The organism is Thermohahella caldifontis, from assembly GCF_041153465.1.
Classification (GTDB): Bacteria; Pseudomonadota; Gammaproteobacteria; order Pseudomonadales; family Oleiphilaceae; genus Thermohahella; species Thermohahella caldifontis.
In genome coordinates, this window is sequence record NZ_CP154858.1 from 1,298,929 (window position 1) to 1,325,271 (window position 26,343).

Genomic DNA, 26,343 nt, shown 5'->3' on the forward strand with positions numbered 1-26,343 from the left:
TCATGAAAACATCTCTTCAGCTGAAGATTGGTCAGCAGTTGACCATGACCCCGCAATTGCAACAAGCCATACGGCTGTTGCAGTTGTCGACGCTGGATCTCCAGCAGGAAATTCAGACCGCTCTGGAAAGCAACCCCATGCTGGAGGTGGCCGAGGATCTGCCCCCTGCCCCGTCCGAAGGCAAACAGGATGAGAGCGGGGCTCATCAGGATACCGAAGCGGAATCGGCCCATGAATCCGATTCGCAACCTGCTGCAGATGAAGGTTTCAATGAATCCATCCCCGAAGATCTTCCCGTGGATACGGCATGGGAAGACATCTATCAGGGATCCACGCTCAGTTACGGTTCTGCACCGCCAGACGAAGAGTTTGATTTCGAGTCACGCAACTCCCAGACGGAATCGCTGCGTGACCATCTGAGCTGGCAGCTGAATCTGATGCCCATGAGTGAGCCGGACCGGCGAATCGCCGAAGCCATCATCGACGCCATCGATGATGACGGCTATCTGATGGCCTCGACAGAAGAAATCCTGGAATCGGTCAATCGCGACCTGGAAGAGCCGGTCAATGAGGACGAATTCAACGCCGTCCTCAAGCGCATCCAGCATCTGGATCCGACCGGTGTAGGGGCACGCAACCTGCAGGAATGCCTGCTGATCCAGCTCAATCAGCTGGCCCCGGACACCCCTTGGCTGAATCAGGCCCGCAAGGTCGTACACCATTATCTGCACCTGCTGGGCAACCGGGATTACGCTCAAGTGATGCGTCGTGCACGGCTCAAGGAGCACGAGCTGAAGGAAGTCCTCCGCCTGATCCAGTCGCTCAATCCGAAGCCCGGAAGCGTCATCAGCACCAGTCAGTCCGAATATGTCATCCCGGATGTCATCGTGCGCAAACATGAGGGCGCCTGGCGGGTTGAGCTCAATCCGGAGATTGCGCCACGCATCCGGGTCAACCCCATGTACGCATCTCTGGTTCGCCGGGCAGACAACAGCGCTGACAACACCTATCTCAAGGATCAGCTGCAGGAAGCCCGGTGGTTCATCAAGAGCCTGCGCTCCCGGAATGAAACGCTGCTCAAGGTCGCCACCAAGATCGTCGAGCACCAGCAGGCTTTTCTGGAACACGGTGAAGAAGCCATGAAGCCTCTGGTACTGCATGATATTGCCGAAGCAGTTGGCATGCATGAGTCCACCATTTCCCGTGTCACAACCCAGAAATATATGCACACGCCCCGTGGCGTGTTTGAGCTGAAGTACTTTTTCTCCAGTCATGTCAGTACGGATTCCGGAGGAGAATGCTCGTCTACAGCCATTCGGGCCATGATCCGCAAGCTGATCGCAGACGAGCCTCCAAAAAAGCCGCTCAGTGACAGCAAGATTGCTGCACTGCTGGGCGAACAGGGTATTCAGGTGGCCCGGAGGACGGTTGCAAAATATCGGGAGGCCATGAACATCCCGCCGTCCAACGAAAGAAAGCGCCTGATATGATCAACTGAAATGCGATAGATCAATTCAAAGCCCCACGCTTCTGTTATGCTGAAAGTGGGCCTCAAACAACACAGAAGGAGCCAGTTATGCAAATCAATATCAGTGGTCATCATCTCGATCTGACCGACGCACTGAAAAGCTACGTCAACGAAAAGATGGAGCGACTCGAGCGTCACTTTGATCAAATTATCGGGATTGATGTCACCCTTTCCGTCGAAAAGGAGCGTCAGAAGGCTGAGGCCAATGTGCGCATTCGCGGAAACGATCTGCATGCGGAAGCTGAAGACAATGACATGTACGCCGCCATTGATCTGCTGGTCGACAAACTGGATCGCCAGCTGGTGAAACGCAAGGAAAAAACTGTTGACCGGAATCACGGCGCGTCCTGATACGGAATCCCTCCAATGAGCGATCAATCCCTGACGATTGAGTCCATCCTGTCTCCCGCCCTGACCCGCCGGGGTCTGGCGGGAACCAGCAAGAAAAAGGCGCTGGAAGACATTGCCAACATGGTGGCCGCGCATTACCCGTTCCTCGACGAGCACACCCTGTTCAACAACTTGGTATGCCGGGAACGGCTCGGATCAACGGGTATCGGTCACGGCGTGGCCATCCCCCACTGCCGTCTGGAAAACTGCGACCGGGTAATCGGTGCACTGGTCACACTGGATAATCCTGTCGACTGGGATGCCATTGACCAACAGCCCGTGGACATCCTCTTTGCCCTGATTGTGCCTCAGGAGGCCACCGGCGAACATCTGGATCTGCTCAGTCAGCTGGCGAGACGATTCAACTCTCCGGTATTCAGGGAGGCCATTCGCAACGCCCGGTCTGATGACGAGCTTTTGCGTGTGGCTGTGAGTGATCAGGTGCAAGAGCAGTGATGGAGCTGATTATCGTCAGCGGGCGCTCCGGCTCGGGCAAAAGTACCGCCCTGCATGTACTGGAAGATATCGGATTTGACTGCATCGACAACCTGCCTGCAGACCTGCTTCCCGAACTGATCGAACGCACGTCCCACAGCCGGCAGGCCTCAAGCCTGAAACTGGCCGTCGGTATTGATGCGCGCAATCTGATGGAAAGCCTGGATACCTTGCCCGACATGCTCGCGCCGCTGCGTGAGCAGGCCAATGTCTGCATTCTCTATCTGGATGCCGATGACGAGGTATTGCTTCAACGCTTCCACGCCACACGCCGGCGGCACCCTCTGACACGACAGGGCTTTTCACTGGAAGCCGCCATTCAGCAGGAGCGCAAGCGGCTGGACGCCATTGCCAGCTGTGCGGACCATCGCGTGGATACCTCAGGCCTGTCCCTGTATGAGCTCAGGGACAGCGTCAAGTACATTGTCCTAGGTCATGAAGAGCAGGATCTGGAACTCATTATCCAATCCTTCGGATACAAGCACGGCATTCCCCGGGACTCCGACTTCGTATTTGACGTCCGCTGCCTGCCCAATCCTTACTGGGAACCCTCACTGCGCCCCCTGACCGGAAAGGACAAACCCGTTCAGGACTTTCTGAACAAACATGAAGACACCGCCAGGATGGTACAAAGCATCTTCGGCTTCCTGTCAGACTGGATGCCCGGGTTTCGTCAGAACAACCGGGCCTACGTCACCATCAGCGTCGGTTGTACCGGTGGGCAGCACAGATCCGTGTATGTCTGTGAAAAGCTTGCCGAAATGTTCCGCGACACGTATGCTAACGTCAAAGTCCGGCACCGGGAGCAAGGCGACACATGATCGTTGAGCGGATCGAAATCATCAACGAGCTGGGCCTCCATGCCAGAGCAGCAGCCAAGCTCGTGGGTACAGCATCCCGGTTTGGCTGTGACATCCGACTCACCAAGGATGGCATGACGGTGGATGCCAAAAGCATCATGTCCGTCATGATGCTGGCCGCAAGCAAGGGCACCTGGATCGAAATCACCGCTGAAGGTGAGGATGCCGAAGACGCCATTGCTGCCCTCAGGGAACTGATCAACAATCGCTTCGGTGAAGAGAAGTAACCGACCGATCACCCGGGCCGCGACATGACCGAAACCTATCCCAGAAGCAAAGCCCGAGCACGTCTGCGCTCTCTCGCAGAAGCTCTGGATAGTGGTGCGATTGCCCAGGTCTCCAGGATACTCAATTCGGACCTGTCACCCGGCGATATCGCGCACCTGATAGAATCCTCCCCACCCAAGCAGCGGCGCCTGCTCTGGAGCCTCATTGACCGGGATCTGGAAGGGGATGTCCTGGCCTATGTGGACGACGACATCCGGGCGGAGTTCCTCTCCGAGCTCAATGCGCAGGATGTTCTGGAGCTGACCGAAGATTTCGAGGTGGACGACCTCGCCGACCTGCTTCAGCAACTTCCGGAGTCGGTGTATGAGGAAGTGCTGGCCGCCATGGACGAGCGGGATCGCAAACGGGTGGAGGAAGTCCTCTCATACCCGGAGGATTCCGCAGGCGGCCTGATGAATACGGATGTCGTGACCATCCGTCCCGACATCACGGTCGATGTCGTATTGCGTTACCTGCGCATGCACAAGCAACTGCCGCCCATGACTGACAGCCTCATCGTCGTCAACCGCAAGGATGAATATATCGGCATCCTGCCCATTACCCGACTTCTGGTCTCCCAGCCATCGGCAACCGTACGCGAGATCATGCGCACGGATATTGATCCCATCCCCGTTACCATGCCGGATCGGGAAGTCGCCAACCTGTTCGAACGACATGACCTGGTTTCCGCACCGGTTGTGGATGAAAACGGCCGGCTGGTAGGGCGCATTACAGTGGACGACGTGGTGGACGTTATCCGGGATGACGCAGACCATGAAATTCTGAGCATGGCGGGCCTGGATGAGGAAGACGACATGTTTGCGCCCACTCTCCAGACTGCCCGCAACCGCGCCGTCTGGCTGGGCATCAACCTGGTGACCGCCTTTGTCGCTTCCGCCGTGGTGGGCATGTTTCAGGACACGATCGACAAGGTTGTGGCACTGGCCGTGCTGATGCCCATCGTCGCCAGCATGGGTGGTATTGCCGGAACACAGGCACTGACGCTGGTGATTCGGGGCATGGCGACCGGCAAGATCAGCCAAAGCAACTTTCGCTGGCTGATCAGCCGGGAATTTATCGTTGGTGCGCTGAACGGCCTGCTCTGGGCCGTTGTGGTCGCGCTGGGCGCAGTCATCTGGTTTGACGACTGGACTATAGGCGGTATTATTGCCAGCGCCATGCTCATCAATCTCGTTATTGCCGCTCTGGCCGGTACCACGCTGCCCATGATTCTGAAGATGCTCAGAATCGATCCGGCACTGGCGGGTGGTGTCATTCTGACCACCCTGACTGACGTGGCGGGTTTCATGTCCTTTCTCGGGCTGGCCACAATTGTATATAGCTAGGAAACCTCATGCACAACGATATTCCCGGTGACGAGCCGTTTGAAGACGATGACAACTGGATCAGCAAAACACAGCGCAAGCGGGAAGCGGAAGCGCTTCAGAATCTGGGCAAGCGCCTGACAGAACTGAAAGCGGAACAGCGTCGTCAGATTCCCATCTCGGACCGGCTGCAGGAGGGTATCGAGACCTACCTGCGAATCCGAAGCCACGAAGCCCGCCGCCGTCAGCTCCAGTATATCGGCAAGGTCATGAAAACGGAGGATATCAACGCCATCCGTGAGGCACTTGATCGACTGGACAGCGCGTCGGAAGTCTACGCCCGAATCCATCATCATGCCGAGTACTGGCGAGGTCGGTTGCTATCGGAAGGCAAGGAAGCACTGACCGAGTTCCTCGACGCTCATCCTGGCATGGATGTACAGGCGCTGAGAACCCTCATACGCAATGCGATGAAGGACCAGCAAACCGGCAAGAACCGGGGTCATGCCCGCAAGCTGTATCAAATGATCCGGGATTGGCAGCGGGATCATTCCGGAGACTGACAGGGCAGCCTCCGGTGCGCCCACACGGGTATTGACCGGCGCAAGGATGCGAGAAACTCCCGGTCGATCTCCGCAATCATGACACCCCCCTCAGCAGTGGCATCCCGTTGTTCAGCGAGTACTTCACCGTCAGGCGAAACGATCATGGAATGCCCCCAGGTTTCACGCCCCCCGGGATGCAAGCCGCCCTGGTTGGCCGCCACAACATAGCACTGGTTCTCTATGGCACGAGCCCGGCAGAGAATTTCCCAATGGCGCGCGCCGGTGACCGCTGTAAAGGCGGACGGTGCTGCAATCCAGTCCACCGGTGCGCCCCACACCCGGAACAGCTCCGGGAACCGCAAGTCATAGCAGATCACCGGCTGCACCGACCACTCACCCAGATCAACCCTCGCAGGGACAGTCCCCGCCTCATAGATTGCCGACTCGCGATACCCTCCGCGCTGATCATTCACCTGAGCATCAAAGAGATGAATCTTGTCGTACCGGCCAGCAATCCGCCCGTCATGATTCACTATCCAGCAGGTCGCTCGTGCTCTCCCCCCATCAGGGAGGGATCCGTCCGGCCGCTCGGGCCAGGCCATGCTGCCGCCCACAATCCCCATGCCCAGATCCCGGGCCTGAGCCACCAGCCAGTCACGGATTGCTTTGGCTTCCTGCATGACCACCCCGGGATCCGCATCGAGAGCGGCAAAGTTTTCCGGCAGTACGGCCCAATCCACACCGGACGAGGCTGCCCGGGACAGCAAGTGAGCCGCCTGCTCCAGATTTCTGCCGATATCCGGGCCCGAACACATCTGGATCGCGGCAACACAAAGCTTTCGACTCATGGTTATTCCTTGTCACGTTCTGCCCCGGCCGGGGCAATCACTTTTTGAAGGGTGACCTCCGGTTTGCCCAGGGTCCCCCTAACGTCAAAGGTGGCCGTTGTCAGTTTGGACAGGGGGTCACCCAACAGTTTGTCCAGCAGGAACAGCGCCCCCCCGACTTGTGGTGCGCCAACAAGCAACGCCGCCAGCGGCAGATTCTTGGAAACCGGCAAGGCGACGATCATGGTCAGATCCAGCGCTTCGGTGTTCAGATCCACTGTCCCCTTGAGATTATAGGCGCTTCCGGGCGTTTTGATGGCCAAAGGCTGTACAAAACGCAATACGCCCGATTGAATACGGGTTTGTGCAGCCAACGTATCATAAGTCATTCCCTTGGCGTAAAGATCGGAGAAATCCAGCTTGAGGCGTCTGACCAGCGTATCCGTGTTCAGTACACCCAGCAGCCGGAAAATATTGGTACTGGACGCCACATCACGAATGACCCCCTCTTCCATCTCAACGTCAAACCGCCCGAAAAGCTGGGACAATTCAAACTTGTCAGGCGGCCCCATCCAGACCAGAGAGCTGACAAATTTGTATTGCCTTGATGTCAGCGGCGCCTGCCAGTGAAGCGCTTCGGAAAGCGCTGAAAAGTCTTCCCCCTGCGTCTCAAAGGTCAGAATGGTGCTGTGTTGAGCATTGGACGGGGTATAAACCCAATGAAGAGACCCCTTCGTTTCGCTACCCGCCAGGCGGATGACAATATCCCGGGCAAACAATCCATCATCCACCGGTTCCAGCCGGGTCTGCCAGCTTCCCAGATCAAGTCCCTGCCAGTGCAGTTTCTCCACGGCAATGTCAAGTGCAGGCCAGCGACGGGGGTCCGTACCCTGTATGTCCGGCTTCTGTTTGCCCAGGATCTGGTCCAGATCAGCTTGGCTCAGCCTGATCTCAGGCAGGCTACCCTCTTTCCGGTTGATCACCCCCTCCAGTCCGCGCGCAGCCACATTCAGATTCCAGCCCTTGTTTTCAGGCACCCAGTCTGCAACCAGGTGTTGCAGCTTCAGGGCTGAGTATCGGAATTCGTCAGTTTCCAGCCGGTATCGCGACAGCGTGCCCGAAGGTGGACCGCCAGCCAGCCCCTCCAGTGCCTCCTTCCAGGCTTTCCCGTCCAGGGCCGGGACATGAATCACCAGCGTGCCCGGCTCCAGGCCACCAAGGGGCAAAGGCTCTCCCGCCATGCCCAATCGGATCCGCCAGCCGGAATCATCCTTGCGGGCATTCAGGAGCATTTCCCGGGAGCCATTGGTCAGCCGGCCACTCCATTGTGTACCAGCAGGGCTCTGCTGCATGACCAGCTCCAGCGGTGCAGCCTGTCCCGTAGACTTCGAAAGGGGATCAGGCCAATTGCTGGCAATACTTTCCAGTGAAGACCGGATGACCAGGCGAAGTGGTGTCTCGCCACCAAAACGGAGGGACAGGCTCAGCGGGGCCTCCCCCGTCAGGTGCTGCGCCCACGGACCTGGCCACTGTTTTCTGATCCACGCCATATCCGCCTGCGTATCGATATCCAGTCGAATCTCGTGTGACTTCGGCCAGTCAGCAGACGCCAGGACACCTTTCAGCGCCAGGCCCTGCCATTCCGAATGAATCGGGTTCGAGGTCACTCCGGTCCGGGAGTCATAACTCAGAACACCCGTTACGTTGTCCAGGCTTGCCACCGGGTCGGGCAGTCCGGTCAGGCGTCCGCCCTCCAGGATTCCCTGAAGCCGTACCTGTGGAGGCGCGTCTCCGGACATCGGCAGTGTCACTTCAAACGGCAACTTCAGCCCGGGCTCATACCTCAACGCAGCCAGGCCTGCAGGCAGTGAACCGGCAAGCGGGGATGCGGTCAGCCACCAGGCTTGCGCATCCATGTCCAGATGCCCTGTTCCTCTGACTTCCACAACCCGGGTTCCTGTAGCCTCCCGGTTCAATGACACCTGCATGCCACGAATATCGGTTCCGCCCAGGCGACCGGCGGGTACCCGTGCTGACAGCTCACCATCGCTCAGGGCGATTTCAGCTTCGGGCACCTCCAACGCCGGCCATTTGTCAGAAAACTCCAGATTCAGGTCTGCAACCCTGGCGCGCAACAGCGAACGACGGTCTTCGGGCCGGCTACCGGGCCCCAGGTACGCGTCATACCGGTAATGTGCGTAGGTTACGCTTCCCTGCCGGAGGGCACTGCGCAACCAGTGCATCAGTCCCGGACTGACGGCCCGGTCCGGCACGTAATTCACTACCTGAGCGACAGGCAGATCCCGGATACCGAGATCCAGCATGAATCGTGCTGGCAGCACATCCTCGCTCCACTCAAAGCGCCCCTGAATGCGCCCCCCGTGCTCGGGCCTGAGATCCAGAGCCTCTCCCCAGATCCGCAACGCAGAAGGTGCTGTACGCCACTGGACACGTCCGCTGGCCGCTCTGAATCGCCAGCCGTTGCCGTACAGGTCCGGAAATGCCAGACTAAGGCGATCCGAATTGAACTGAACCCAACCTCCATCCGGTTCAACTCGGAATACGCCATCAATATGGCGGGCAGCCGGTGCACCACCCACCGCGCGGACGTTGATATCATCCAGCCGGCCCTCAACCCGGAAAGCACCCTGAAAAGGTGCCTGTATGGACAGATCACGTACCCAGCCTTCCGGTTCATAAGCCGCGAGTTTTTCAGACAGTATCCCGTTCAGCCCGCTGGCAATCAGAACCCGGCGTGTCAATGCCATCGGAATCCCGGCCGCCTGGATGTTGATCGCTTTCTGATCCGTCCACGACAGGGACATCGGTGGCAAGGCGACTTTCTCCCGACCCAGTGCAAATTGAAGGTATCCGTCTTCAGCTGCAGGGTCTGATCATCGATTGCGACCTGCAGCCGCCCCGTCAGGTGCTCAACCGGAGCAAAGCAGGTGCCTTTCCCGGCAAGACCAATTTCCCCATTCTCCACCATGGCAGTCATGACAGGCCCGCCATCTGCCTCCTGCCTGAGCCAGAATTTCACCACGCCGGACAACTGATATAGTGTTTCCGGATACAGGGTATTGATGAGAGCACGAAAACCGGCAATCTCCGGAAGATCCGCATAGATATCCAGCCTTCCCCCGAGGCCATTCACCGCCTGCCGGATCACCAGGAGGCCCTTCCGCTTGCTTTCCGGCATGGCAACGCTGGCCTGCAGCCCCAGACCATTTCGGCTGTCGACCACCAATTCGGGGAAGTGCCAGCGATAATCCGTTTCCCTGATGGGCCAGATGACATCGACATCTGTCAGGGTGAGTAAATCAATACCCGGGAGGAGAGAAGCATCCGGCGGCCTCTCGGATGCCTGCAAGCGACTGATCACCCCCTTGACCTGCCCGGGTCCGAGACGGATTTCCACACCCGTGATATCCAGAGTACGGAAAGCAGGCTTTTGCTTCAGCAGGGTCTGCCAGAGGTCAAGTTCCAGGTTGATATTCTGCACGCGACCCGAGATCCCCTGCCAGGACACGCTGACCCCCTCCACCCGGACACGCGGATACAGACCGGGCCAGGCGCCCGACAGCCGGCTGGCATGCACAAGCACACCGGTCTCCTGACTGAGCCATGTTTCAATATCGGGTCGCAACGCATCCAGATGCTGTATACTGAAACGTCCCAGCGCGACCAGCGATGCCGTCAGAAAGAGTCCCGTGACCACAAGGTACAGGACACATCGCCCCATCCAGGTCAACACTTTCACTTACTGCAACACCACGTCATACTGTTCCTGGGTATACAGGACTTCAACCTGAAACCGGATACGCTTGCCTATAAAGGTTTCCAGGTCGGCAACACTGTCTGACAACTCATCAAGCAACAGGTCAACAACGGACTGACTGGCCAGCACCAGATAGCCCGGGGGTTCGTAATCGCGATTGATGCGCAGAATCTCCCGGAAGATTTCATAACACACCGTCTCAGCTGTTTTGACCCGCCCGCGTCCCTGACAAGCCGGACAGGGCTCGCAGAGCATCTGCCCCAGACTCTCGGTCGTGCGCTTGCGGGTCATTTCCACCAAACCCAGTTCGCTCACACAACTGATCTTGGTCTTGGCGTGATCCCGCTCCAGCATCTTTTCCAGCATGCGCAGGACCTGCCGCTGATGCTCCGGATCTTCCATGTCGATGAAATCCAGAATGATGATCCCGCCAAGATTGCGGAGACGCAGCTGACGTGCAATGGCTCTGGCCGCTTCCAGGTTGGTCTTGAAGATGGTTTCTTCAAGATTGCGATGCCCGACAAAGGCTCCGGTATTCACGTCAATGGTAGTCATGGCCTCGGTTTGATCAATGATCAGATAGCCACCTGACTTGAGCGCCACCTTGCGACCAAGCGCCTTCTGGATTTCATCCTCGACGCTATACAGATCAAAGATGGGACGTTCGCCTGTATAGTATTCGAGCTTGTCCTGGATCTCCGCGACAAACTCCTCGGCAAAGGCTTGCGCACGCAGGAAACATTCTCGCGAGTCGATCCGTACCTTTTCGGTATTGGGGCGAACCAGATCACGCAATGTCCGGATATAAAGCGGCAGATCCTCATAAATTGTCGCAGGGGCCTCTGCCTCGCGAATCCGGGTCTCGAGTGAGCGCCACAAACGCCTCAGAAAGATCACGTCGGCCCGGATTTCATCCTCGCCGGCGCCTTCAGCCGCCGTACGGATAATAAAACCGTTCCTGCCCGTCTCGCCTTCTTCTGCCGTGGCCTCCGCCACACCCTGGACAAGTGTGCGGAGCCGTTCACGCTCTTCTTCATCCTCAATGCGTTGGGAAATCCCCACATGCGACGTACCGGGCATGTAAACCAGGTAGCGGGACGGTATGGAGATATGCGTGGTCAAGCGAGCACCCTTGGTACCGATAGGGTCCTTGGTGACCTGAACCACCAGGGACTGACCTTCATGCAACAACTGCCCGATATCCCCATGCCGGGCCTTGTCATGCCCGGCCGGCCCCACATCCGAGACATGAATAAAAGCTGCCCGCTCAAGGCCGATATCCACAAACGCCGCTTCCATGCCGGGCAATACCCTGACCACCTTGCCTTTGTATATATTGCCAACAAGTCCACGGCGCCGGCTGCGCTCGATATAGACTTCCTGCAACATGCCGTTTTCCACCACGGCAACCCGGGTTTCCACCGGCGTCATGTTGACCAGGATTTCTTCACTCATTCGCCGCTTTCTCCCAGAATCTCGAAGCCGGCCCGGCGCAGAGCCCGTACTGTCTCGCACAATGGCAACCCGACCACTGCACTGTAACTGCCCTGAATACGCTCGACGAACGCCGCCCCCAGCCCCTGTATTCCGTAGGCGCCTGCCTTGTCGAGCGGCTCCAGTGACCGGACGTAAGCATGAATCTCGGCATCACTCAGTGGCCTGAACGTGACCTCAGTTGTGACCAGAAAGACATCTTCATAGTCCTGACGAAGCACCGCAACGGCAGTCATGACCTGGTGACTCCGGCCCGAAAGCAGGCGCAGCATGCGGGCGGCATCATCCTCGTCCGCCGGTTTGCCCAGCACCTCACCATCCCGGACCACGATCGTATCCGAGGCAAGAACCGTGGCATCGGGCTCATGTCCCAGCACGGTGAGCGCTTTCTCACGCGCAAGCCTGCACGCAAGATCTGCCGGGGCCTCTCCGGCACGGGCACGTTCATCAATATCAGCCACCGCCACGGTAAAGTGAAGATCCAGCTGTTCAAGCAGTGCCCGCCGCCTTGGTGACGCGGAAGCGAGAATCAGGGTCTGCATGTCTTGGCTCCCTTCAAAGTGTCCGACCACCCATATAGTCCAGAGTATACCGTACAAACGGCCAGAACAGGGCAGAGCCGAATGCGCCCAACATGAACATCAGGTCACGGGCGGGGACACCGGTCAGCTGATTGATCCAGTGCCGGACCATGATGGCAATCCCGGTCAGCAGGAAAACAACCAGTGATTGCTGCAACATGCCGTAGAGCCGGAACCGATGCTGAACGTTCAGCAGAAAGTAGGTCATGATCGCGTAAGCCATGGCATGGGTACCAAGATGCGTACCGAGCATGAGATCCGTCACCAGCCCCATTCCCCATGCGGCCAGCACGCCGATTCTGTCCGGGTGGCGGTAGGCCCAGTACAGAATGATCAGTGCCACAAGATCCGGGCGCCCGAAGGCCCAGAGACCTGGCAAGGGCACCCAGGCCAGCACCCAGGCAGCAAGCAGGCTGACGCAAACGAGAAACAGGCCGTGTCCGGAAATCATTGCACAGACTGCGGTTCGGATTGCACCAGCAACACGTGACGGCTGCGATTCAGTTCAGCCTTTGGTGTGGCCAGTACACGGGCGAAAGGCTCTGCCGGGTCATGCTCCACCCGGGAAACGACCGCAACCGGATACCCTGCGGGGAAACGTCCCCCGAGTCCGGAGCTGACAAGCAAGTCACCCACCTGAATATCCGCGGTCTGAGGTACATTGACCAATTCCAGCTCATCGAGACGCCCCCTGCCCACCAGTACGCCACGAATACCGTTCCGATTCACCTGTACCGGCACCGCATGGGTCACATCCGATATCAGCAGTACCCGGGACATTCTCTCGCCAACGAAAGTGACCTGCCCCATCAGACCACTGGAGTCCAGAACCGGCTGGCCGACAAAGGCACCGTCTTCAGCACCCTTGTTGATCATGACCTCGTGGAGATAAGGATCCGGATTGATACCGATGATTTCAGCCACCGCCACCGGATTTTCGACAATCCGCGAGGCATTGAGCAGCTCCCGCAGACGGTTCACCTCGGCCGTCATGGCCACCAGACGCTCGGTCTTGGCCTCAAGAATGCGCAGCCGGGCCTTGAGTGCTGCATTTTCTTCTTCAAGCTCTGCCCGTGACCGCACACTGCCGTCCACCTGCTCCCAGAGACGAGCGGGGAGATTGACGAGCCAGTGTACCGGTGCCTGAATCACGTCCATGTTTTGCTTGAAACGGTCCAGAACCCTGAACTGGTAATCCGCCACCAGCAGGGCGAGCGAAAGCAGCACAGCCACAAGGAGCCGTGCACCGTAGTACGGTCCTTCGGCAAAGATGTTCTTGATACTGCCTCCCGGTCAGCCTGGCCTTAGTCTGAAAACAGGAATCCGCTGTTCTTCCGGTCCACCAGGTCCAGAGCCTTGCCACCTCCCCGCGCCACACAGGTCAACGGGTCTTCGGCAACAATGACCGGCAGTCCGGTTTCCTCACTGATCAGCTTGTCCAGACCTCGCAACAATGCACCACCACCGGTCAGGACAATACCACGCTCGGCAATGTCAGAAGCCAGCTCGGGTGGCGACTGTTCCAGCGCACTCTTGACGGACTGGACAATCTGCGCCAGCGATTCCTGCAGCGCCTCCAGAATCTCTTCACTGTTCAAAGTAAAGCTTCTGGGGACACCTTCTGCAAGGTTCCGGCCCCGCACATCAATTTCCCGCAGCTCGAGACCTTCATAGGCACAGCCGATCTCCTGCTTGATGCGCTCCGCCGTGGCATCACCAATCAGGCTGCCATAGTTGCGGCGAACGTAGGTAATGATGGCTTCGTCGAACTTGTCACCCCCCACCCGAACGGAATCGGCATAGACAATTCCATTGAGCGAAATGATGGCGATTTCCGTGGTACCACCGCCAATATCCACCACCATTGAACCACTGGCTTCCTCAACCGGCAGTCCGGCACCAATGGCGGCCGCCATGGGTTCTTCGATCAGATAGACCTCCCTGGCACCGGCACCTTCGGCAGACTCGCGGATCGCCTTGCGTTCCACCTGGGTGGACTTGGAGGGAATGCAGATCAGTACCCGAGGACTCGGCGTAATGAAGCTGTTCTCGTGCACCTTGGCAATAAAATGCTGGAGCATTTTTTCAGTCACGATGAAGTCGGCAATCACACCGTCCTTCAGCGGACGGATCGCCGTAATATTGCCCGGCGTCCGACCGAGCATCCGCTTGGCCTCTGCACCAACGGCTGCAACGCTTTTCTGGGCACCCTGATTGCGGATAGCCACCACAGAGGGTTCATTCAGCACGATGCCGCGACCGCGAACATAAATCAGGGTATTGGCCGTTCCCAGGTCGATGGACAGGTCACTGGAAAACAGACCACGAAGACGCTTGAACATGGATATGTACTCTTCCCGAAGAAAAAAACAGACAGGGTGTGAAAAACTGACGCAACTTTAACAGTGCGTAGGCATGGGAGCAAGAGCTGCCTGCTTACAGCACGGCAAGCCTGGCGAATGACCGGAACAGGCCCGGAAAAGACGTTACATGGCCCGGATGCAGATATCCCGGCGGAAGCTTTTATCGGAGGTATTCAGATGAAGTGGCGCGCTCGGGAGGATTCGAACCTCCGACCGCCTGGTTCGTAGCCAGGTACTCTATCCAGCTGAGCTACGAGCGCGCATTGTGGGCGTACTCTGCTTTATAAAAAGTGGCGCGCTCGGGAGGATTCGAACCTCCGACCGCCTGGTTCGTAGCCAGGTACTCTATCCAGCTGAGCTACGAGCGCGCAGTACGTGGCGGAGAGGGAGGGATTCGAACCCTCGATGAGATTTCTCCCATACGCCCTTAGCAGGGGCGCGCCTTCAGCCTCTCGGCCACCTCTCCGGAAAACGCGGCGTATAATACCACATTTTCCTGAAATGCAAAGGGGGCCCACCGAAATACGCCCCCTTTTTACCCGGTAGATTTACCTACCCGGATTTCAGTCGTCCTGACCGACCTCATCCTGACCAGGCTGCATCGACCGCTCACGCTGGATGCGCTGGTAAATTTCCTCACGATGCACAGCCACTTCCTTGGGTGCGTTGACACCGATCCGCACCTGATTGCCCTTGACACCCAGCACAGTGACGGTTACGTCGTCACCGACCATCAGCGTCTCCCCAACACGACGAGTCAAGATAAGCATGGTATTCTCCTTTGAAATCTATTCCAGTTTCATTGATATGCACCGGAGCACGCTGACCAGGCGAACCGGCGCTGCAGTCTTCCTGCATCTTTCATTATTGACCAAAATCCGAAAAATGACAGGGAAAACGTGCGCTCATTGTAGACCCTTTGGAACAAATGCCAATACGCAATGATCGTATTTTCACCGCCAGGCCTTGCGAACCTCCTCGGCAACCATGGCAAGACCGCGCTCCACCTCGTCCGGATTCTGCGAATAGGTGATCCTCAGACACTCATGCTTGTGGGACCAGTCATCGTCTTCCATTCCCGGAAAGAAGTAATGGCCCGGCACGACCAGCACCCCTCTGGCCTTGAGGCGCTCGTAAAGCACCTGGGATGACACCGGACAGCCGGGCATCCACAACCAGAGAAACATGGCGCCTTCCGGCACATGGATCCGGCACGGTGTACCCGCCAGCCCTTCGGCCAGCCATGCCCGCGCCTGTTCCGCCCGCTGACGATAGAATGGCTGAATGTGTCGGCGACACAACTCCAGCAGTCGGCCATCGCGCAACAAGGGCTCGACCATCACCGCGCCCATGGATCCCGGAGCGAGACTGAGGATACCGTTCACTTCCCCCACCGCACTCACGACCCACTCGGGCCCGATGACAATCCCCGTGCGAACGGCGGGCATGCCGAGCTTGCTGAGAGACAGGCACAGCACCGTGTTCTCACGGTAAAGCGGTTGTGCATCCGTGAAGACCAGCCCCGGAAAGGGCAATCCGTAAGCACCGTCAATGAGCAGCGGGATGTCATGCCTTGCAGTCAGCTCCGCAAGGCGAGCCAACTCCTCATCCGTCACCACGTTACCGGTCGGATTGGTCGGCCGGGACAGACAGACAGCGCCAATCTCGTCGGACAGTTGCAGACCGTCCACATCCAGCCGGTACTTGAAGCTCTGATCGCCGATCAGCTCAATGCGGGGCCGTCGGCTGACAAAGGTGCCATGAGCCAGCCCCGCGTCCGCATAACCGATGTACTCCGGCACCATGGGCAGCAGAATGCGCCGGGTGCGGCCATCTCCGGACGGCCCGGCAAACAAATTGAACAGAATGAAAAAAGCGGTCTGACTGCCGTTTGTCAGACAGATATTCCGGGGCGTGACCGGCCAGCCATACGCTTCCTGAAGCATCAGGGCGAGCGCCTCGATGAAGGCCTTCTCCCCCTGGGGCGTGTCATAGATCCCCACGGCACGCCGGAACAGGCCGACATCTTCGCCAATCTCCCTCAGGCGGGCCATCAGCACCGATTCGACCTCGGGCACATAGCCGGGATTGCCTCCCCCCATCATGATCTGGCCGCCGCCCGCAAGCGCAGCCCCCAGATCCTTCATGAGCAGGCTGATCCCGGATTCGCCCGCAAACTTTTCACCAAACAACGAAAAACGATGTGTCATCTCTCCCCCTCCGGCACATCACTGATCCCCAGATTGCTGACGCCCTCCTGATTCGCCAGCGCCCGCAGGGATTCCAGCGCCTCCGGATCCGGTCCCTTCAGCGCCTGCAGCTGCCGGCATACCGCTTCCTGAAAGGCCAGCTCCACCTGCACCGCCTCGCTCTCATCCAGTGCGCGAATCAGGTCATTCTCCGGCATGTCTCCCAGTCTCAGCTCCTCGTAGCGGACGACCAGATCAAGGCTCCGGCGTGCCGCTCGCTGAGCCCGCTTGATGTGATCATTCTCGATGCTGAGCAAGGCTTCCCGGATCAGCTCACAAGCCACTCCCGCCGCCTCGGCACCAAAGCTGTCCTGCTCACCGAGCTGTTCGGCAAGCGCTTCCAGTTCAGGCAATCGTCGCATCGGTCTGAAGGGCTGGTCTGCAATCAGCCGTCTCCAGACGAGCTCCAGACTGTGCAACACGGCGTCCGCACCGGGCAACGATGCCCCGTCGGAAGTCACCAGCCGGGCGAAAACCGCAAGATTGATGCTGTTCCGCTCCGCCAGAGCGGCCAGAAACGCGGTTTCCCGCCAGCCTCTGAGGCGATCGATCTGCTTGAAATGACGCATGTTCATGATTCAGCCACCCCTCCCATAACGTGCCACCCGGCCACACAGACTCAACAGCCGCGTCAGCGCTTCATCTGCCGTTTCACCCCATGCCAGCACACCGTCTTCATGCCCGCCGAGAATCAGTACGGATGACTCCGCTGCCGGCGCCAGCCGCAACACTTCCCGGAACATGTCCGGCGTACCGTAGGCGACGCCCGGGTCGGTTATCGGGTAACCCAGCCGTGCCCTGACGGACCACACCTCCGGCGCATGGACGTGCACCACACAACGGGCCGAGGGAACAGCTTCATACACGGCGGCATGGGTCAGCGTCTCTGAAGACGGCGGACGCAAACCACTGTACTGCACCCGATTCGCTTCCGGCCTGACCGCAACCACATGGCACCAGTGCTCGGATTCAAGTACCGGCACCGCACCGATCTGCGAAGCCGTAATGAAGAACCCCTCTGTCTGACCATGACGAATGCTGATATTGCCGAAACCGTCGCCACCATAGCGCCGGGGGTCCTGCCCCATCCAGCCCAGCGCCAGCATCTGACCACGCACCAGACTTGCCTCCCGCAGGCTCACTTCACATCCCCCGGGCATCCGCTCCCCCAGGCATACCGCCTCAAACCGGATGACGCCTTCCATCTTCCCGCCTCAATCTGCCCCATTCCCAGATGCCCAATGTCACCGCCGCCAGCACGAGAATCGTCAGGAGCACCAGCAGCATCATACGCCAACCGCTGTGTGCATACACCCAGCCGGGCGCAACACTGCCCACGGTACCGGCCACATAGTACCCCGACACGTACACGGCCGAACTCAGTCTCGCTTCCCGGATTCGCGCGGTAAAGTCCGCCATCGCATGCGAATGCACCCAGAACATGGCGATGCACACCAAGGCGAGTGCAAGGAAGATGACCCCCAGCGACGGCACCATCAACCCTGTCAGGGCACAGCCATACACCAGCATGCCGGCGGTGTAACGCCAGCGATACAAACCCGGATACCGGACCGATACCGGCGCAACCAGAGAAGCCACCAGCCCCAGGGCATAGCCCCCGTACATCAGTCCGATCAGCAGTTCACTGCTCCCGGGGCTGATTTCACGCACCCGGAATGGCAGCACATTGAGCACGGCCTGAAAGCAGAAAAATGCAATCATCACGGCCATGAGAGGATAGCGCTGACGGGGCCGTGACAGCATGCGCCGGACGGACACCAGATCAAAACCGACTTCCTGCGACGCCGCCGGGCAGTGATCGTGCAGCCCCCGCGGATTGCACGCCAGCAAAACCAGCAGGGCGGCCAGCCCGACATAAAAATAACGCCAGTCCGACAGGGTAAAGGCAGCCCCCATTACCGCCCGCCCCAGAAAACCGCCCAGGATGGTCGCGGCAACAAAGGTGGCCATCCACCCGGGCCGCAGCGCCGCAGGAGCCAGTGCGGAGACACGCGCCATGCTCACGGAAAAGAGTACGGGTAGCAGCAGCGCCTGCAGAATTCGTCCGGAAACCCAGCCGGCCCACCCCAGATCCAGGGCAAGCCAGACGCAACTCAAGGCCAGAGCCAGCCAGACAACCCGCAAGATCAGGGTCGGGGACAGTGCCCGCGTCAGACGACCGAGCACCAGCGGGGCCACCGCCAGACCCGCCAGCACGATACTGACCAGCAGGCCGGGCATTGCGGGCGAAAGGTCATAACGGGCAGCCAGCCATGGCAACAGCGGCTGAGGCGCATAAAGCGCCATGTAACCCGCGATGGCCCCCATCACCACAGACAGGGGGAACGGTTGCATCAGGCCTTGGGCAGCGTCACGCCCCGCTGACCCATGTACTTGCCCCCGCGATCCTTGTAGCTGACCTCGCAAACCTCGTCCGATTCAAAGAAGAGCATCTGCGCCACGCCTTCGTTTGCATAAATCTTGGCGGGCAGGTTTGTGGTGTTGGAAAACTCCAGGGTCACGTGCCCTTCCCACTCGGGCTCCAACGGCGTGACATTGACGATAATGCCGCAGCGGGCATAGGTCGATTTGCCCAGACAGATGGTCAGCACGTTTCGCGGAATCCGGAAGTACTCCACGGTCCGGGCCAGCGCAAAGGAATTGGGCGGGATGATACAGACATCCCCGACAAAATCCACGAAGCTGCGCGGATCAAAATTTTTCGGATCGACCGTCGCTGAATGCACGTTGGTGAATATCTTGAATTCATTGCTGCAACGCACATCGTAGCCATAGCTGGACACGCCGTAGGAAATCACCCGCTCTTCACCGGCATAACGCACCTGACCGTCCTCAAACGGCTCGATCATGCCGTGTTCGCGCGCCATGCGCCGGATCCACTTGTCGGACTTGATAGCCATGCTTGTTCTTACTCCCAGGTTTTCACAATGATCTCGGGGGCAACCTGCTGCTGGTCGCGCACCAGGCGTGCCAGATTTGCCGCCGCACGACGCGCGATGTCCCGGTAAATGAGGGCCACCTCACTGTCCGGCTCGGCCGCCACCGTTGGCTTGCCGCCATCCGCCTGCTCACGGATGGTCATGTGCAACGGCAGCTGGCCCAGCAGATCGACCTGATAGGCGTCCGCAATCCGCTCACCGCCGCCTTCGCCGAACAGGGGCTCCCGATGGCCGCACTGACTGCAGATATGAATACTCATATTCTCGACCACACCCAGCACGGGGATATCCACCTTGCGGAACATTTCCACGCCACGCTTGCAGTCCAGCAACGCAATGTCCTGCGGCGTGGTCACGACCACCGCACCGCTGACCGGAACTTTTTGCGCCAGCGTCAGCTGAATGTCTCCCGTGCCCGGCGGCATGTCCACGATCAGATAATCCACATTATCCCAGCGGGTCTGGGACAACAGCTGCATCAGGGCACCGCTGACCATCGGACCACGCCAGACCATGGGCTGGCTTTCGTCCACCAGGAAAGCCATGGACATGACCTGAAGCCCGAGCGCCTCGACCGGCTTCATGGTATTCTCGTTGATCAGCTCGGGACGCGTCCCGGCCAGTACTCCCAGCATCATCCCCATGCTGGGACCGTAGATGTCCGCATCCAGCACACCAACGCGCGCACCTTCGGCAGACAGGGCCAGCGCCAGGTTGGCCGCCGTGGTGGACTTGCCGACACCGCCCTTTCCGGATGCCACGGCAATCACATTCTTCACGCCCGGCAGGGGCTCGGCCTTGCCTGCCGGTTTTGCTGCCTCGACGAACCAGGTGACCTCAACCCGGGCTGACTCGATACCGTCCACGTTCAGCAGCTGATGTTCCAGCACCTGCGCCATGCCACCCGCCAGCCCCTTGGCCGGATAGGGCAACTCAATCCCGACATGTACCTTGCCGTCCTGTATATCCAGTACACGTACCCAGCCGGCATCCTGAACGCTGATCCCCCAATAGGGATCGATATGGTTTGCCAGGACTTCTCTTACAGCCTGTTCTGATACATGCGTCACGTGCTGACCTCCGGTGGCAGTATGATGAAATTCCCATATAAAGCGGGTATCATAACGCCCGACCCTGACAGGGTAAATGTGTAATTGCACAGCCTGTCCATCCTTTCCCACAGACGAGGTTTCCGAACAGACGATGACAACGCCCAAGCGAGAAATTCTGGTCACCAGCGCTCTGCCCTACGCCAACGGCCCGATTCACCTCGGCCACCTGCTGGAGTACATTCAGACGGACATCTGGGTGCGTTTCCAGAAACTGCGCGGGCATACCTGCACCTATGTCTGTGCCGATGATGCACACGGCACGGCCATCATGCTCAAGGCCGAACAGATGGGCATCACCCCGGAAGCGCTGATTGATCAGGTCAGGGCCGAGCATCAGCGGGACTTCGCCGACTTCCTCATCCAGTTCGACAATTACTACAGCACGCATTCACCGGAAAACCGCGAGCTGGCGGAAACCATCTACAAGGCCTGCGTGGAAGGCGGTCATATTGCACGCCGGGAAATTGTCCAGGCCTACGACCCGGAAAAGAACCTGTTTCTCGCTGATCGGTTCATCAAGGGGACCTGCCCGAAATGCGGCGCCGAGGACCAGTATGGTGACAACTGCGAAGTCTGCGGTGCCACCTACACCCCTGCGGAGCTGATCAATCCGCGCTCGGCCATCAGCGGGGCCACGCCGGTTCAGAAGGCCTCCGAGCACTTTTTCTTCAAACTCCCCGATTTCGAGGACTTCCTGAAATCCTGGATCCGCAGCGGCAGCCTGCAGCCTCAGATTGCCAACAAGCTCTCCGAATGGCTGGATGCCGGGCTGCAGGAATGGGACATCTCCCGCGATGCACCCTATTTCGGCTTTGAGATCCCCGGCGAACCCGGCAAATATTTCTACGTATGGCTGGATGCGCCCATCGGCTACATGGCAAGCTTCAGAAATCTGTGCCAGCGCCGCAATGACCTGGATTTTGATCGCTACTGGAAAGAAGGTGCCACCACGGAGCTGTATCATTTCATCGGCAAGGATATCATCTCCTTCCACGGCCTGTTCTGGCCGGCCATGCTCAAGGCCGCAGGCTTCCGGACCCCGACGGCGATTTATGCGCATGGTTTCGTGACCGTGGACGGTCGCAAGATGTCCAAGTCCCGCGGCACCTTCATCATGGCACGCACCTATCTGGACCACCTGAACCCGGAATACCTGCGTTATTATTTTGCGGCCAAGCTGACCGGCGCCGTTGAAGATCTCGATCTCAACCTGTCGGATTTCGTCAGCCGGGTCAACTCGGATCTGGTGGGCAAGCTCGTCAACATTGCCAGCCGTTGTGCCGGCTTCATCAAGAAGGCTGGCGGCAAGCTGGCGGACGAGGCTGATGATGCAGCCTTGCTGGAGAAGTTCGCCGCCAGTGCCGAAACCATCGCCCATGCGTATGAAAGCCGCGAGTTCGGCCGTGCGGTACGGGAGGTCATGGCGCTTGCGGATCTTGCCAACCAGTATATTGCCGACAAGGCCCCCTGGCAGCTGGCCAAGGAAGCCGGCAAGGAAGACGAGGTGCTGCGCGTGTGCTCGCAGGGCATCGAGATGTTCCGCATTCTCATGACCTATCTGAAGCCGGTACTGCCGGCCATGGCTCAGAAAGCGGAAGCCTTCCTCAATACAACACTGACCTGGGACAGCCTGAATGCACCCCTGTTCGGGCAGACCATCAATGCGTTCAAACCACTGGCAACCCGGATTGATCCCAAGCAGGTACAGGCCATGGTTGAAGCCTCCAGGGCACCGGCAGCCGAACCGGCAAAGCCGGCAAAAAAGGCAGCCAAAGGCAAGAACACGGGCGAGACACCGGCTCAGATCGAGTACGATGATTTTGCCAAAGTGGATCTGAGGATCGCGCGCATCGTCAAGGCCGAACATGTGGATGGCGCGGACAAGCTGCTGCGCCTCACACTGGATCTGGGCGGCGAACCGCGACAGGTTTTCGCCGGCATCAAGTCTGCCTACGCACCCGAAGATCTTGAAGGCCGATTGACGGTCATGGTCGCCAATCTGAAACCGCGCAAGATGAAATTCGGCGTCAGCGAAGGGATGGTGCTGGCCGCCGGCCCCGGGGGCAAGGAGATCTTCCTGCTGTCCCCGGACGACGGCGCACAACCGGGCATGCGCGTCATGTAAGCCCGGTTATAACCCTCAACAATAAGAACAACATCAATCAATATTTGAAGTTATAACCCGCCTGTAGATAATACAGGCTAACCGTGTATGAGGGTCGGGCATGACGGAATACCTGCTGATTCTGGTCAGCACCATATTGGTCAACAACTTTGTGCTGGTTCAGTTCCTGGGACTGTGCCCGTTCATGGGTGTCTCCAACAAGGTGGAGTCGGCGGTCGGCATGTCCCTCGCCACCACATTCGTGCTGACCCTCAGTTCGCTGTGCAGCTATCTGGCCTATACCTGGCTGCTGACGCCGCTCGGGCTCGAATATCTGCAGACCATCACCTTCATCCTCGTGATTGCGGTAGTCGTCCAGTTTACGGAGATGGTCGTCCGCAAGACCAGCCCTCTGCTCTACAAGGTGCTCGGCATTTTCCTGCCCCTGATCACCACCAACTGTGCCGTTCTCGGCGTGGCGCTGCTGAACATCAAGAAGCAGAACGGACTGGTGGAGTCCATTCTGTACGGGCTGGGCGCGGGACTGGGCTTCTCCCTGGTTCTGGTCCTGTTCAGCGCCATGCGTGAACGCATCGCTGCGGCCGACGTGCCGGCTCCGTTCCGCGGCAGCGCCATCGGACTGATCAGCGCCGGTCTCATGTCACTGGCCTTCATGGGCTTTTCCGGGCTGGTCAGACTTTAGGAGGCAGCATGACTGCAGTTATAATAGCCATTGTTGCCCTGCTGATTCTGGCACTGATTTTCGGTGCCCTGCTGGGATATGCCTCCGTCCGCTTCAAGGTGGAGGAAAATCCCATCGTCGATCAGATCGACAACATTCTGCCGCAGACCCAATGTGGCCAGTGCGGCTATCCGGGCTGCCGCCCCTACGCTGAAGCCATCGCCAACGGTGAGGCCATCAACCGCTGCCCGCCCGGAGGTGAGGCCGTCATTCAGCAACTTGCCGACCTGCTCGGTGTGGATCCCCAGCCCCTGGATGCGGAAGAAGGCGCCACCAGCGAGAAACGCGTGGCCTATATCCGGGAGGATGAGTGCATCGGTTGCACCAAGTGCATTCAGGCCTGCCCGGTGGACGCCATTGTTGGCGCGGCCAAGCAGATGCACACGGTCATCGCGGACGAATGCACGGGGTGCGACCTCTGTGTGGAGCCCTGCCCGGTTGACTGCATCGAGATGCGCCCGCGTCCCGTGACACTTCAGAACTGGCACTGGGAGAAACCCGAAACCGAGACGGTCCCCATCCGCATCGTCGGCCCGTTAAAACCGGCCACCAGGACGGAGGATGAAGCAGCATGAGAAAGCTCTGGGATTTCCACGGCGGCATTCATCCTCCGGAACACAAGGCCGTCTCCACGCGCAAGCCCATCCGCACGGCTCCCCTGCCCAAACAGTTCAGCGTACCGCTCAATCAGCATATCGGGACCCCTGCGGAACCGATCGTCGCGCCTGGCCAGCACGTACTGGCCGGTCAGCTCATCGCCCGTCCCATCGGGCTGGTCTCGGCGGCCGTCCACGCCCCCACTTCGGGTACCGTGACGGCGATTGAAAACCGACCCGCCGCCCATCCTTCGGGATTGCCCGTACCGTCCATCATTATCGACGCCGACGGACGGGATCAATGGGTGGATCCGGAACCGGTCCCCGATTACCGGACCCTGTCGCGTCAGCACCTCCTTGAGCGGATCCGCATGGCCGGAATCAGCGGCATGGGTGGCGCCGGTTTCCCCACGGCAGTCAAGCTGAGCCCGCCAAAAGAAGACAAGGTCCATGCCCTGATCATCAATGCCGCGGAGTGCGAGCCTTATATCACCGCGGATGACATGCTCATGCGTGAGCGTGCCCCACAGATAGTCCGGGGCATCGAAATCATGGCTCACCTGCTGGCGCCGGAAGAATGCATCATCGGCATCGAGGACAACAAGCCGGAAGCCATAGCGGCCCTGAAGCAGGCTACGGCACACACCGGCATAGAAGTGGTCGTCATCCCGACCAAATACCCCTCCGGGGGCGAAAAGCAGCTCATCCGGATTCTGACCGGCAAGGAGGTCCCGCACGGCCGGATCCCTGCAGATATCGGCGTGATGTGCCAGAATGTGGGTACTGCCTACGCCGTGTATGACGCCATCGAAAACGGGAGGCCTCTGGTTTCGCGTATTGTGACCGTCACGGGAGAGGGTGTGGGCGAGCCGGGCAATTTCGAGGTCCGGATCGGTACGCCGGTCTCCTTCCTGCTGGATCACTGTGAACTGGATGCCCAACGGACCCGCCGTGTCATCATGGGCGGTCCGATGATGGGTTTCACGCTGGAGAATCTGCAGGCTCCGGTCATCAAGACCACCAACTGCATCATTGCAGCAACTGCCTCCGAGTTCCCGGATCCGCCACCGGAGATGCCCTGCATCCGCTGCGGATTCTGCGCCGAGGTCTGCCCGGCAGAACTGCTGCCCCAGCAACTGTACTGGTTCGCCCGCTCACGCAACCTCGACATGGCCGAGCGCTACAATCTCATGGACTGCATCGAATGCGGCGCTTGTGCCTATGTCTGTCCCAGCCACATACCGCTCGTTCAGTATTACCGGTTTGCCAAGGGCGAGCTTCGGCAGGCACGCGAGGAAAAGGCGCGCGCGGAACATGCCCGGGAGCGCTACGAGCAGCGCCTGGCACGCCTGGAGCGTGAAAAGGAAGAAAAGGAAGCCCGCCGCAGGGCACGCGCCGAAGCGGCTGCGGCCGCACAGGCTGCCAAACAGACCGCTGCGGAAGCCTCCGGCACCACGACGACGCAGCCTGAATCTGCCGCGCCCCCTCCGGAAGAGCTGGAAACCCTGCGCAAACAGGTTGAGCAGGCCCGCAAGAAACTGGACAAGGTCAAGGCTGCCGCTGCCGAGGTTCCCCCCGATGATGCGGAAGGCCAGGCCCGTATGGCCAAGGTGATTGAAAAGAACCTTGAGCGCCTGAAGCTGGCGGAAGCACGTCTGGCGGAAGCGGAACAGCAAAAACCACAGGTCGCGGCAAAACCGGCACCCGGCGCACCGGCCCTGGACCCCGAACAGCAGGCGCGCCGGATCAAGCGTCTGCAGGACAAGATCCGGACCCTGGAAGCCACCATTGCCAAGACCGATGACGACGTACGGCGGGCGAGCCTGGAGGCCACGCTGACCAAGGAAAGATCGCGACTGGCTGAACTGACGGGTGGTACTGCAGCGGAAGCCCCGGCACCTGCGGAGCCCCCGGCACCGGACAGAGAAGCCCTCAAGGCTGCCGTGGACAATGCTCAACGCAAGCTGGACATGATGCAGAACATGCTGGATGAGGCACGGGCCAACCAGGATCCGGAAGACAAGATAGCCAAACTGGAGCGCGCCGTGGAAAAGAACCGTGAGCGTCTGAGGCAGGCCGAAGAAGCTCTGGCGGCTGCCGGCATCCCCCAACCGGAGAATACCTGAG

The 26,343-nt window shown here is 59.2% G+C and carries 26 protein-coding genes and 3 tRNA genes; 11 read left to right on the plus strand and 18 right to left on the minus strand.

Features of this window, described 5'->3' with window-relative positions; genetic code table 11:
- Positions 1 to 2 precede the first annotated feature (2 nt).
- The 7 genes from AAIA72_RS06340 to yjgA all read left to right on the plus strand — a co-directional run bounded on the left by AAIA72_RS06340 (position 3) and on the right by yjgA (position 5,428).
- Positions 3 to 1,490 carry an RNA polymerase factor sigma-54 gene (locus AAIA72_RS06340; RefSeq protein ID WP_369602568.1) on the plus strand — a complete coding sequence of 496 codons (1,488 nt, stop codon included), beginning with the start codon at positions 3 to 5 and terminating at the stop codon, positions 1,488 to 1,490.
- An 86-nt stretch (positions 1,491 to 1,576) separates the two neighbouring features.
- Positions 1,577 to 1,879 (plus strand): ribosome-associated translation inhibitor RaiA, encoded by a 303-nt coding sequence (gene raiA, locus AAIA72_RS06345; protein ID WP_369602569.1) that lies wholly within the window; start codon positions 1,577 to 1,579, stop codon positions 1,877 to 1,879.
- Between the two features lie 15 nt (positions 1,880 to 1,894).
- Positions 1,895 to 2,374: a PTS IIA-like nitrogen regulatory protein PtsN gene (ptsN, locus tag AAIA72_RS06350; protein ID WP_369602570.1), complete on the plus strand. Its 480-nt coding sequence runs from the start codon at positions 1,895 to 1,897 to the stop codon at positions 2,372 to 2,374.
- Positions 2,374 to 3,234 carry an RNase adapter RapZ gene (rapZ, locus tag AAIA72_RS06355; protein ID WP_369602571.1) on the plus strand — a complete coding sequence of 287 codons (861 nt, stop codon included), beginning with the start codon at positions 2,374 to 2,376 and terminating at the stop codon, positions 3,232 to 3,234. The genes ptsN and rapZ overlap by 1 nt, the downstream gene beginning before the upstream one ends.
- A complete protein-coding gene (locus AAIA72_RS06360) occupies positions 3,231 to 3,500 on the plus strand; it encodes an HPr family phosphocarrier protein (protein WP_369602572.1) in 270 nt (89 codons plus the stop codon). The genes rapZ and AAIA72_RS06360 overlap by 4 nt, the downstream gene beginning before the upstream one ends.
- A 24-nt stretch (positions 3,501 to 3,524) precedes the next feature.
- On the plus strand, positions 3,525 to 4,886 hold the full coding sequence (gene mgtE / locus AAIA72_RS06365) for a magnesium transporter (RefSeq protein ID WP_369602573.1): 1,362 nt from the start codon (positions 3,525 to 3,527) through the stop codon (positions 4,884 to 4,886).
- 8 nt (positions 4,887 to 4,894) lie between these two features.
- Positions 4,895 to 5,428, plus strand: a complete 534-nt coding sequence (yjgA, locus tag AAIA72_RS06370; protein WP_369602574.1) for a ribosome biogenesis factor YjgA — start codon at positions 4,895 to 4,897, stop codon at positions 5,426 to 5,428.
- Here the strand turns inward: yjgA and AAIA72_RS06375 are convergent.
- The 18 genes from AAIA72_RS06375 to apbC form a co-directional block, all read right to left on the minus strand.
- Positions 5,413 to 6,258 (minus strand): carbon-nitrogen hydrolase family protein, encoded by an 846-nt coding sequence (locus AAIA72_RS06375; protein ID WP_369602575.1) that lies wholly within the window; start codon positions 6,256 to 6,258, stop codon positions 5,413 to 5,415. The two genes, yjgA and AAIA72_RS06375, sit on opposite strands and share 16 nt — an antisense overlap.
- Positions 6,259 to 6,260: 2 nt before the next feature.
- On the minus strand, positions 6,261 to 9,005 hold the full coding sequence (locus AAIA72_RS06380; RefSeq protein ID WP_369602576.1) for a YhdP family protein: 2,745 nt from the start codon (positions 9,003 to 9,005) through the stop codon (positions 6,261 to 6,263).
- Complete coding sequence (locus AAIA72_RS06385) at positions 8,996 to 9,997, minus strand: hypothetical protein (RefSeq protein WP_369602577.1); 1,002 nt, start codon at positions 9,995 to 9,997, stop codon at positions 8,996 to 8,998. Before AAIA72_RS06385 ends, AAIA72_RS06380 begins: the two co-directional genes overlap by 10 nt.
- Complete coding sequence (gene rng / locus AAIA72_RS06390; protein ID WP_369602578.1) at positions 9,998 to 11,470, minus strand: ribonuclease G; 1,473 nt, start codon at positions 11,468 to 11,470, stop codon at positions 9,998 to 10,000. It abuts the gene before it with no gap.
- Positions 11,467 to 12,051, minus strand: a complete 585-nt coding sequence (locus tag AAIA72_RS06395; protein ID WP_369602579.1) for a nucleoside triphosphate pyrophosphatase — start codon at positions 12,049 to 12,051, stop codon at positions 11,467 to 11,469. Before AAIA72_RS06395 ends, rng begins: the two co-directional genes overlap by 4 nt.
- A gap of 13 nt (positions 12,052 to 12,064) precedes the next feature.
- Positions 12,065 to 12,541, minus strand: coding sequence for a rod shape-determining protein MreD (gene mreD / locus AAIA72_RS06400; RefSeq protein ID WP_369602580.1), 477 nt, complete (start codon positions 12,539 to 12,541; stop codon positions 12,065 to 12,067).
- Positions 12,538 to 13,371 (minus strand): rod shape-determining protein MreC, encoded by an 834-nt coding sequence (mreC, locus tag AAIA72_RS06405; RefSeq protein ID WP_369602978.1) that lies wholly within the window; start codon positions 13,369 to 13,371, stop codon positions 12,538 to 12,540. Before mreC ends, mreD begins: the two co-directional genes overlap by 4 nt.
- Before the next feature lie 23 nt (positions 13,372 to 13,394).
- Complete coding sequence (locus AAIA72_RS06410; RefSeq protein WP_369602581.1) at positions 13,395 to 14,432, minus strand: rod shape-determining protein; 1,038 nt, start codon at positions 14,430 to 14,432, stop codon at positions 13,395 to 13,397.
- A gap of 204 nt (positions 14,433 to 14,636) precedes the next feature.
- Positions 14,637 to 14,713: transfer RNA gene (locus AAIA72_RS06415), tRNA-Arg, on the minus strand.
- Positions 14,714 to 14,744: 31 nt separating this feature from the next.
- Positions 14,745 to 14,821 (minus strand) — tRNA-Arg (locus AAIA72_RS06420).
- 8 nt (positions 14,822 to 14,829) lie between these two features.
- A tRNA-Ser gene (locus tag AAIA72_RS06425) sits at positions 14,830 to 14,919 on the minus strand.
- Between the two features lie 97 nt (positions 14,920 to 15,016).
- On the minus strand, positions 15,017 to 15,223 hold the full coding sequence (csrA, locus tag AAIA72_RS06430; protein WP_369602582.1) for a carbon storage regulator CsrA: 207 nt from the start codon (positions 15,221 to 15,223) through the stop codon (positions 15,017 to 15,019).
- A 183-nt stretch (positions 15,224 to 15,406) separates the two neighbouring features.
- Positions 15,407 to 16,663 (minus strand): valine--pyruvate transaminase, encoded by a 1,257-nt coding sequence (locus AAIA72_RS06435; RefSeq protein WP_369602583.1) that lies wholly within the window; start codon positions 16,661 to 16,663, stop codon positions 15,407 to 15,409.
- Entirely contained in the window at positions 16,660 to 17,277 is a 618-nt protein-coding gene (locus AAIA72_RS06440; RefSeq protein WP_369602584.1) for a DUF416 family protein, read from the minus strand. The genes AAIA72_RS06435 and AAIA72_RS06440 overlap by 4 nt, the downstream gene beginning before the upstream one ends.
- Positions 17,278 to 17,280: 3 nt before the next feature.
- Positions 17,281 to 17,907 carry a class II aldolase/adducin family protein gene (locus tag AAIA72_RS06445; RefSeq protein WP_369602585.1) on the minus strand — a complete coding sequence of 209 codons (627 nt, stop codon included), beginning with the start codon at positions 17,905 to 17,907 and terminating at the stop codon, positions 17,281 to 17,283.
- The gene (locus tag AAIA72_RS06450; RefSeq protein WP_369602586.1) at positions 17,885 to 19,057 is read right to left on the minus strand and encodes an MFS transporter; all 1,173 of its coding nucleotides are present in this window, start codon (positions 19,055 to 19,057) and stop codon (positions 17,885 to 17,887) included. Before AAIA72_RS06450 ends, AAIA72_RS06445 begins: the two co-directional genes overlap by 23 nt.
- A complete protein-coding gene (gene dcd, locus AAIA72_RS06455; protein ID WP_369602587.1) occupies positions 19,057 to 19,623 on the minus strand; it encodes a dCTP deaminase in 567 nt (188 codons plus the stop codon). Before dcd ends, AAIA72_RS06450 begins: the two co-directional genes overlap by 1 nt.
- 8 nt (positions 19,624 to 19,631) lie before the next feature.
- Positions 19,632 to 20,732: an iron-sulfur cluster carrier protein ApbC gene (apbC, locus tag AAIA72_RS06460; protein ID WP_369602588.1), complete on the minus strand. Its 1,101-nt coding sequence runs from the start codon at positions 20,730 to 20,732 to the stop codon at positions 19,632 to 19,634.
- 133 nt (positions 20,733 to 20,865) lie between these two features.
- Here apbC and metG point away from each other — a divergent pair, with 133 nt between their 5' ends.
- From metG to rsxC, 4 genes are all read left to right on the plus strand, one after another.
- On the plus strand, positions 20,866 to 22,899 hold the full coding sequence (gene metG, locus AAIA72_RS06465; protein WP_369602589.1) for a methionine--tRNA ligase: 2,034 nt from the start codon (positions 20,866 to 20,868) through the stop codon (positions 22,897 to 22,899).
- A 100-nt stretch (positions 22,900 to 22,999) separates the two neighbouring features.
- A complete protein-coding gene (rsxA, locus tag AAIA72_RS06470; RefSeq protein WP_369602590.1) occupies positions 23,000 to 23,581 on the plus strand; it encodes an electron transport complex subunit RsxA in 582 nt (193 codons plus the stop codon).
- Between the two features lie 8 nt (positions 23,582 to 23,589).
- Positions 23,590 to 24,195 carry an electron transport complex subunit RsxB gene (gene rsxB, locus AAIA72_RS06475; protein ID WP_369602591.1) on the plus strand — a complete coding sequence of 202 codons (606 nt, stop codon included), beginning with the start codon at positions 23,590 to 23,592 and terminating at the stop codon, positions 24,193 to 24,195.
- Complete coding sequence (gene rsxC / locus AAIA72_RS06480; protein ID WP_369602592.1) at positions 24,192 to 26,342, plus strand: electron transport complex subunit RsxC; 2,151 nt, start codon at positions 24,192 to 24,194, stop codon at positions 26,340 to 26,342. Before rsxB ends, rsxC begins: the two co-directional genes overlap by 4 nt.
- Position 26,343 lies beyond the last annotated feature (1 nt).

What these genes read in the sequence shown, in the direction of transcription:
- AAIA72_RS06340 (WP_369602568.1), top strand. Translation starts at nt 3, where the DNA reads ATGAAAACATCTCTTCAGCTGAAGATTGGTCAGCAGTTGACCATGACC.
- raiA (WP_369602569.1), top strand. Translation starts at nt 1,577, where the DNA reads ATGCAAATCAATATCAGTGGTCATCATCTCGATCTGACCGACGCACTG.
- ptsN (WP_369602570.1), top strand. Translation starts at nt 1,895, where the DNA reads ATGAGCGATCAATCCCTGACGATTGAGTCCATCCTGTCTCCCGCCCTG.
- rapZ (WP_369602571.1), top strand. Translation starts at nt 2,374, where the DNA reads ATGGAGCTGATTATCGTCAGCGGGCGCTCCGGCTCGGGCAAAAGTACC.
- AAIA72_RS06360 (WP_369602572.1), top strand. Translation starts at nt 3,231, where the DNA reads ATGATCGTTGAGCGGATCGAAATCATCAACGAGCTGGGCCTCCATGCC.
- mgtE (WP_369602573.1), top strand. Translation starts at nt 3,525, where the DNA reads ATGACCGAAACCTATCCCAGAAGCAAAGCCCGAGCACGTCTGCGCTCT.
- yjgA (WP_369602574.1), top strand. Translation starts at nt 4,895, where the DNA reads ATGCACAACGATATTCCCGGTGACGAGCCGTTTGAAGACGATGACAAC.
- AAIA72_RS06375 (WP_369602575.1), bottom strand. Translation starts at nt 6,258, where the DNA reads ATGAGTCGAAAGCTTTGTGTTGCCGCGATCCAGATGTGTTCGGGCCCG.
- AAIA72_RS06380 (WP_369602576.1), bottom strand. Translation starts at nt 9,005, where the DNA reads ATGGCATTGACACGCCGGGTTCTGATTGCCAGCGGGCTGAACGGGATA.
- rng (WP_369602578.1), bottom strand. Translation starts at nt 11,470, where the DNA reads ATGAGTGAAGAAATCCTGGTCAACATGACGCCGGTGGAAACCCGGGTT.
- AAIA72_RS06395 (WP_369602579.1), bottom strand. Translation starts at nt 12,051, where the DNA reads ATGCAGACCCTGATTCTCGCTTCCGCGTCACCAAGGCGGCGGGCACTG.
- mreD (WP_369602580.1), bottom strand. Translation starts at nt 12,541, where the DNA reads ATGATTTCCGGACACGGCCTGTTTCTCGTTTGCGTCAGCCTGCTTGCT.
- AAIA72_RS06410 (WP_369602581.1), bottom strand. Translation starts at nt 14,432, where the DNA reads ATGTTCAAGCGTCTTCGTGGTCTGTTTTCCAGTGACCTGTCCATCGAC.
- csrA (WP_369602582.1), bottom strand. Translation starts at nt 15,223, where the DNA reads ATGCTTATCTTGACTCGTCGTGTTGGGGAGACGCTGATGGTCGGTGAC.
- AAIA72_RS06435 (WP_369602583.1), bottom strand. Translation starts at nt 16,663, where the DNA reads ATGACACATCGTTTTTCGTTGTTTGGTGAAAAGTTTGCGGGCGAATCC.
- AAIA72_RS06440 (WP_369602584.1), bottom strand. Translation starts at nt 17,277, where the DNA reads ATGAACATGCGTCATTTCAAGCAGATCGATCGCCTCAGAGGCTGGCGG.
- AAIA72_RS06445 (WP_369602585.1), bottom strand. Translation starts at nt 17,907, where the DNA reads ATGGAAGGCGTCATCCGGTTTGAGGCGGTATGCCTGGGGGAGCGGATG.
- AAIA72_RS06450 (WP_369602586.1), bottom strand. Translation starts at nt 19,057, where the DNA reads ATGCAACCGTTCCCCCTGTCTGTGGTGATGGGGGCCATCGCGGGTTAC.
- dcd (WP_369602587.1), bottom strand. Translation starts at nt 19,623, where the DNA reads ATGGCTATCAAGTCCGACAAGTGGATCCGGCGCATGGCGCGCGAACAC.
- metG (WP_369602589.1), top strand. Translation starts at nt 20,866, where the DNA reads ATGACAACGCCCAAGCGAGAAATTCTGGTCACCAGCGCTCTGCCCTAC.
- rsxA (WP_369602590.1), top strand. Translation starts at nt 23,000, where the DNA reads ATGACGGAATACCTGCTGATTCTGGTCAGCACCATATTGGTCAACAAC.
- rsxB (WP_369602591.1), top strand. Translation starts at nt 23,590, where the DNA reads ATGACTGCAGTTATAATAGCCATTGTTGCCCTGCTGATTCTGGCACTG.
- rsxC (WP_369602592.1), top strand. Translation starts at nt 24,192, where the DNA reads ATGAGAAAGCTCTGGGATTTCCACGGCGGCATTCATCCTCCGGAACAC.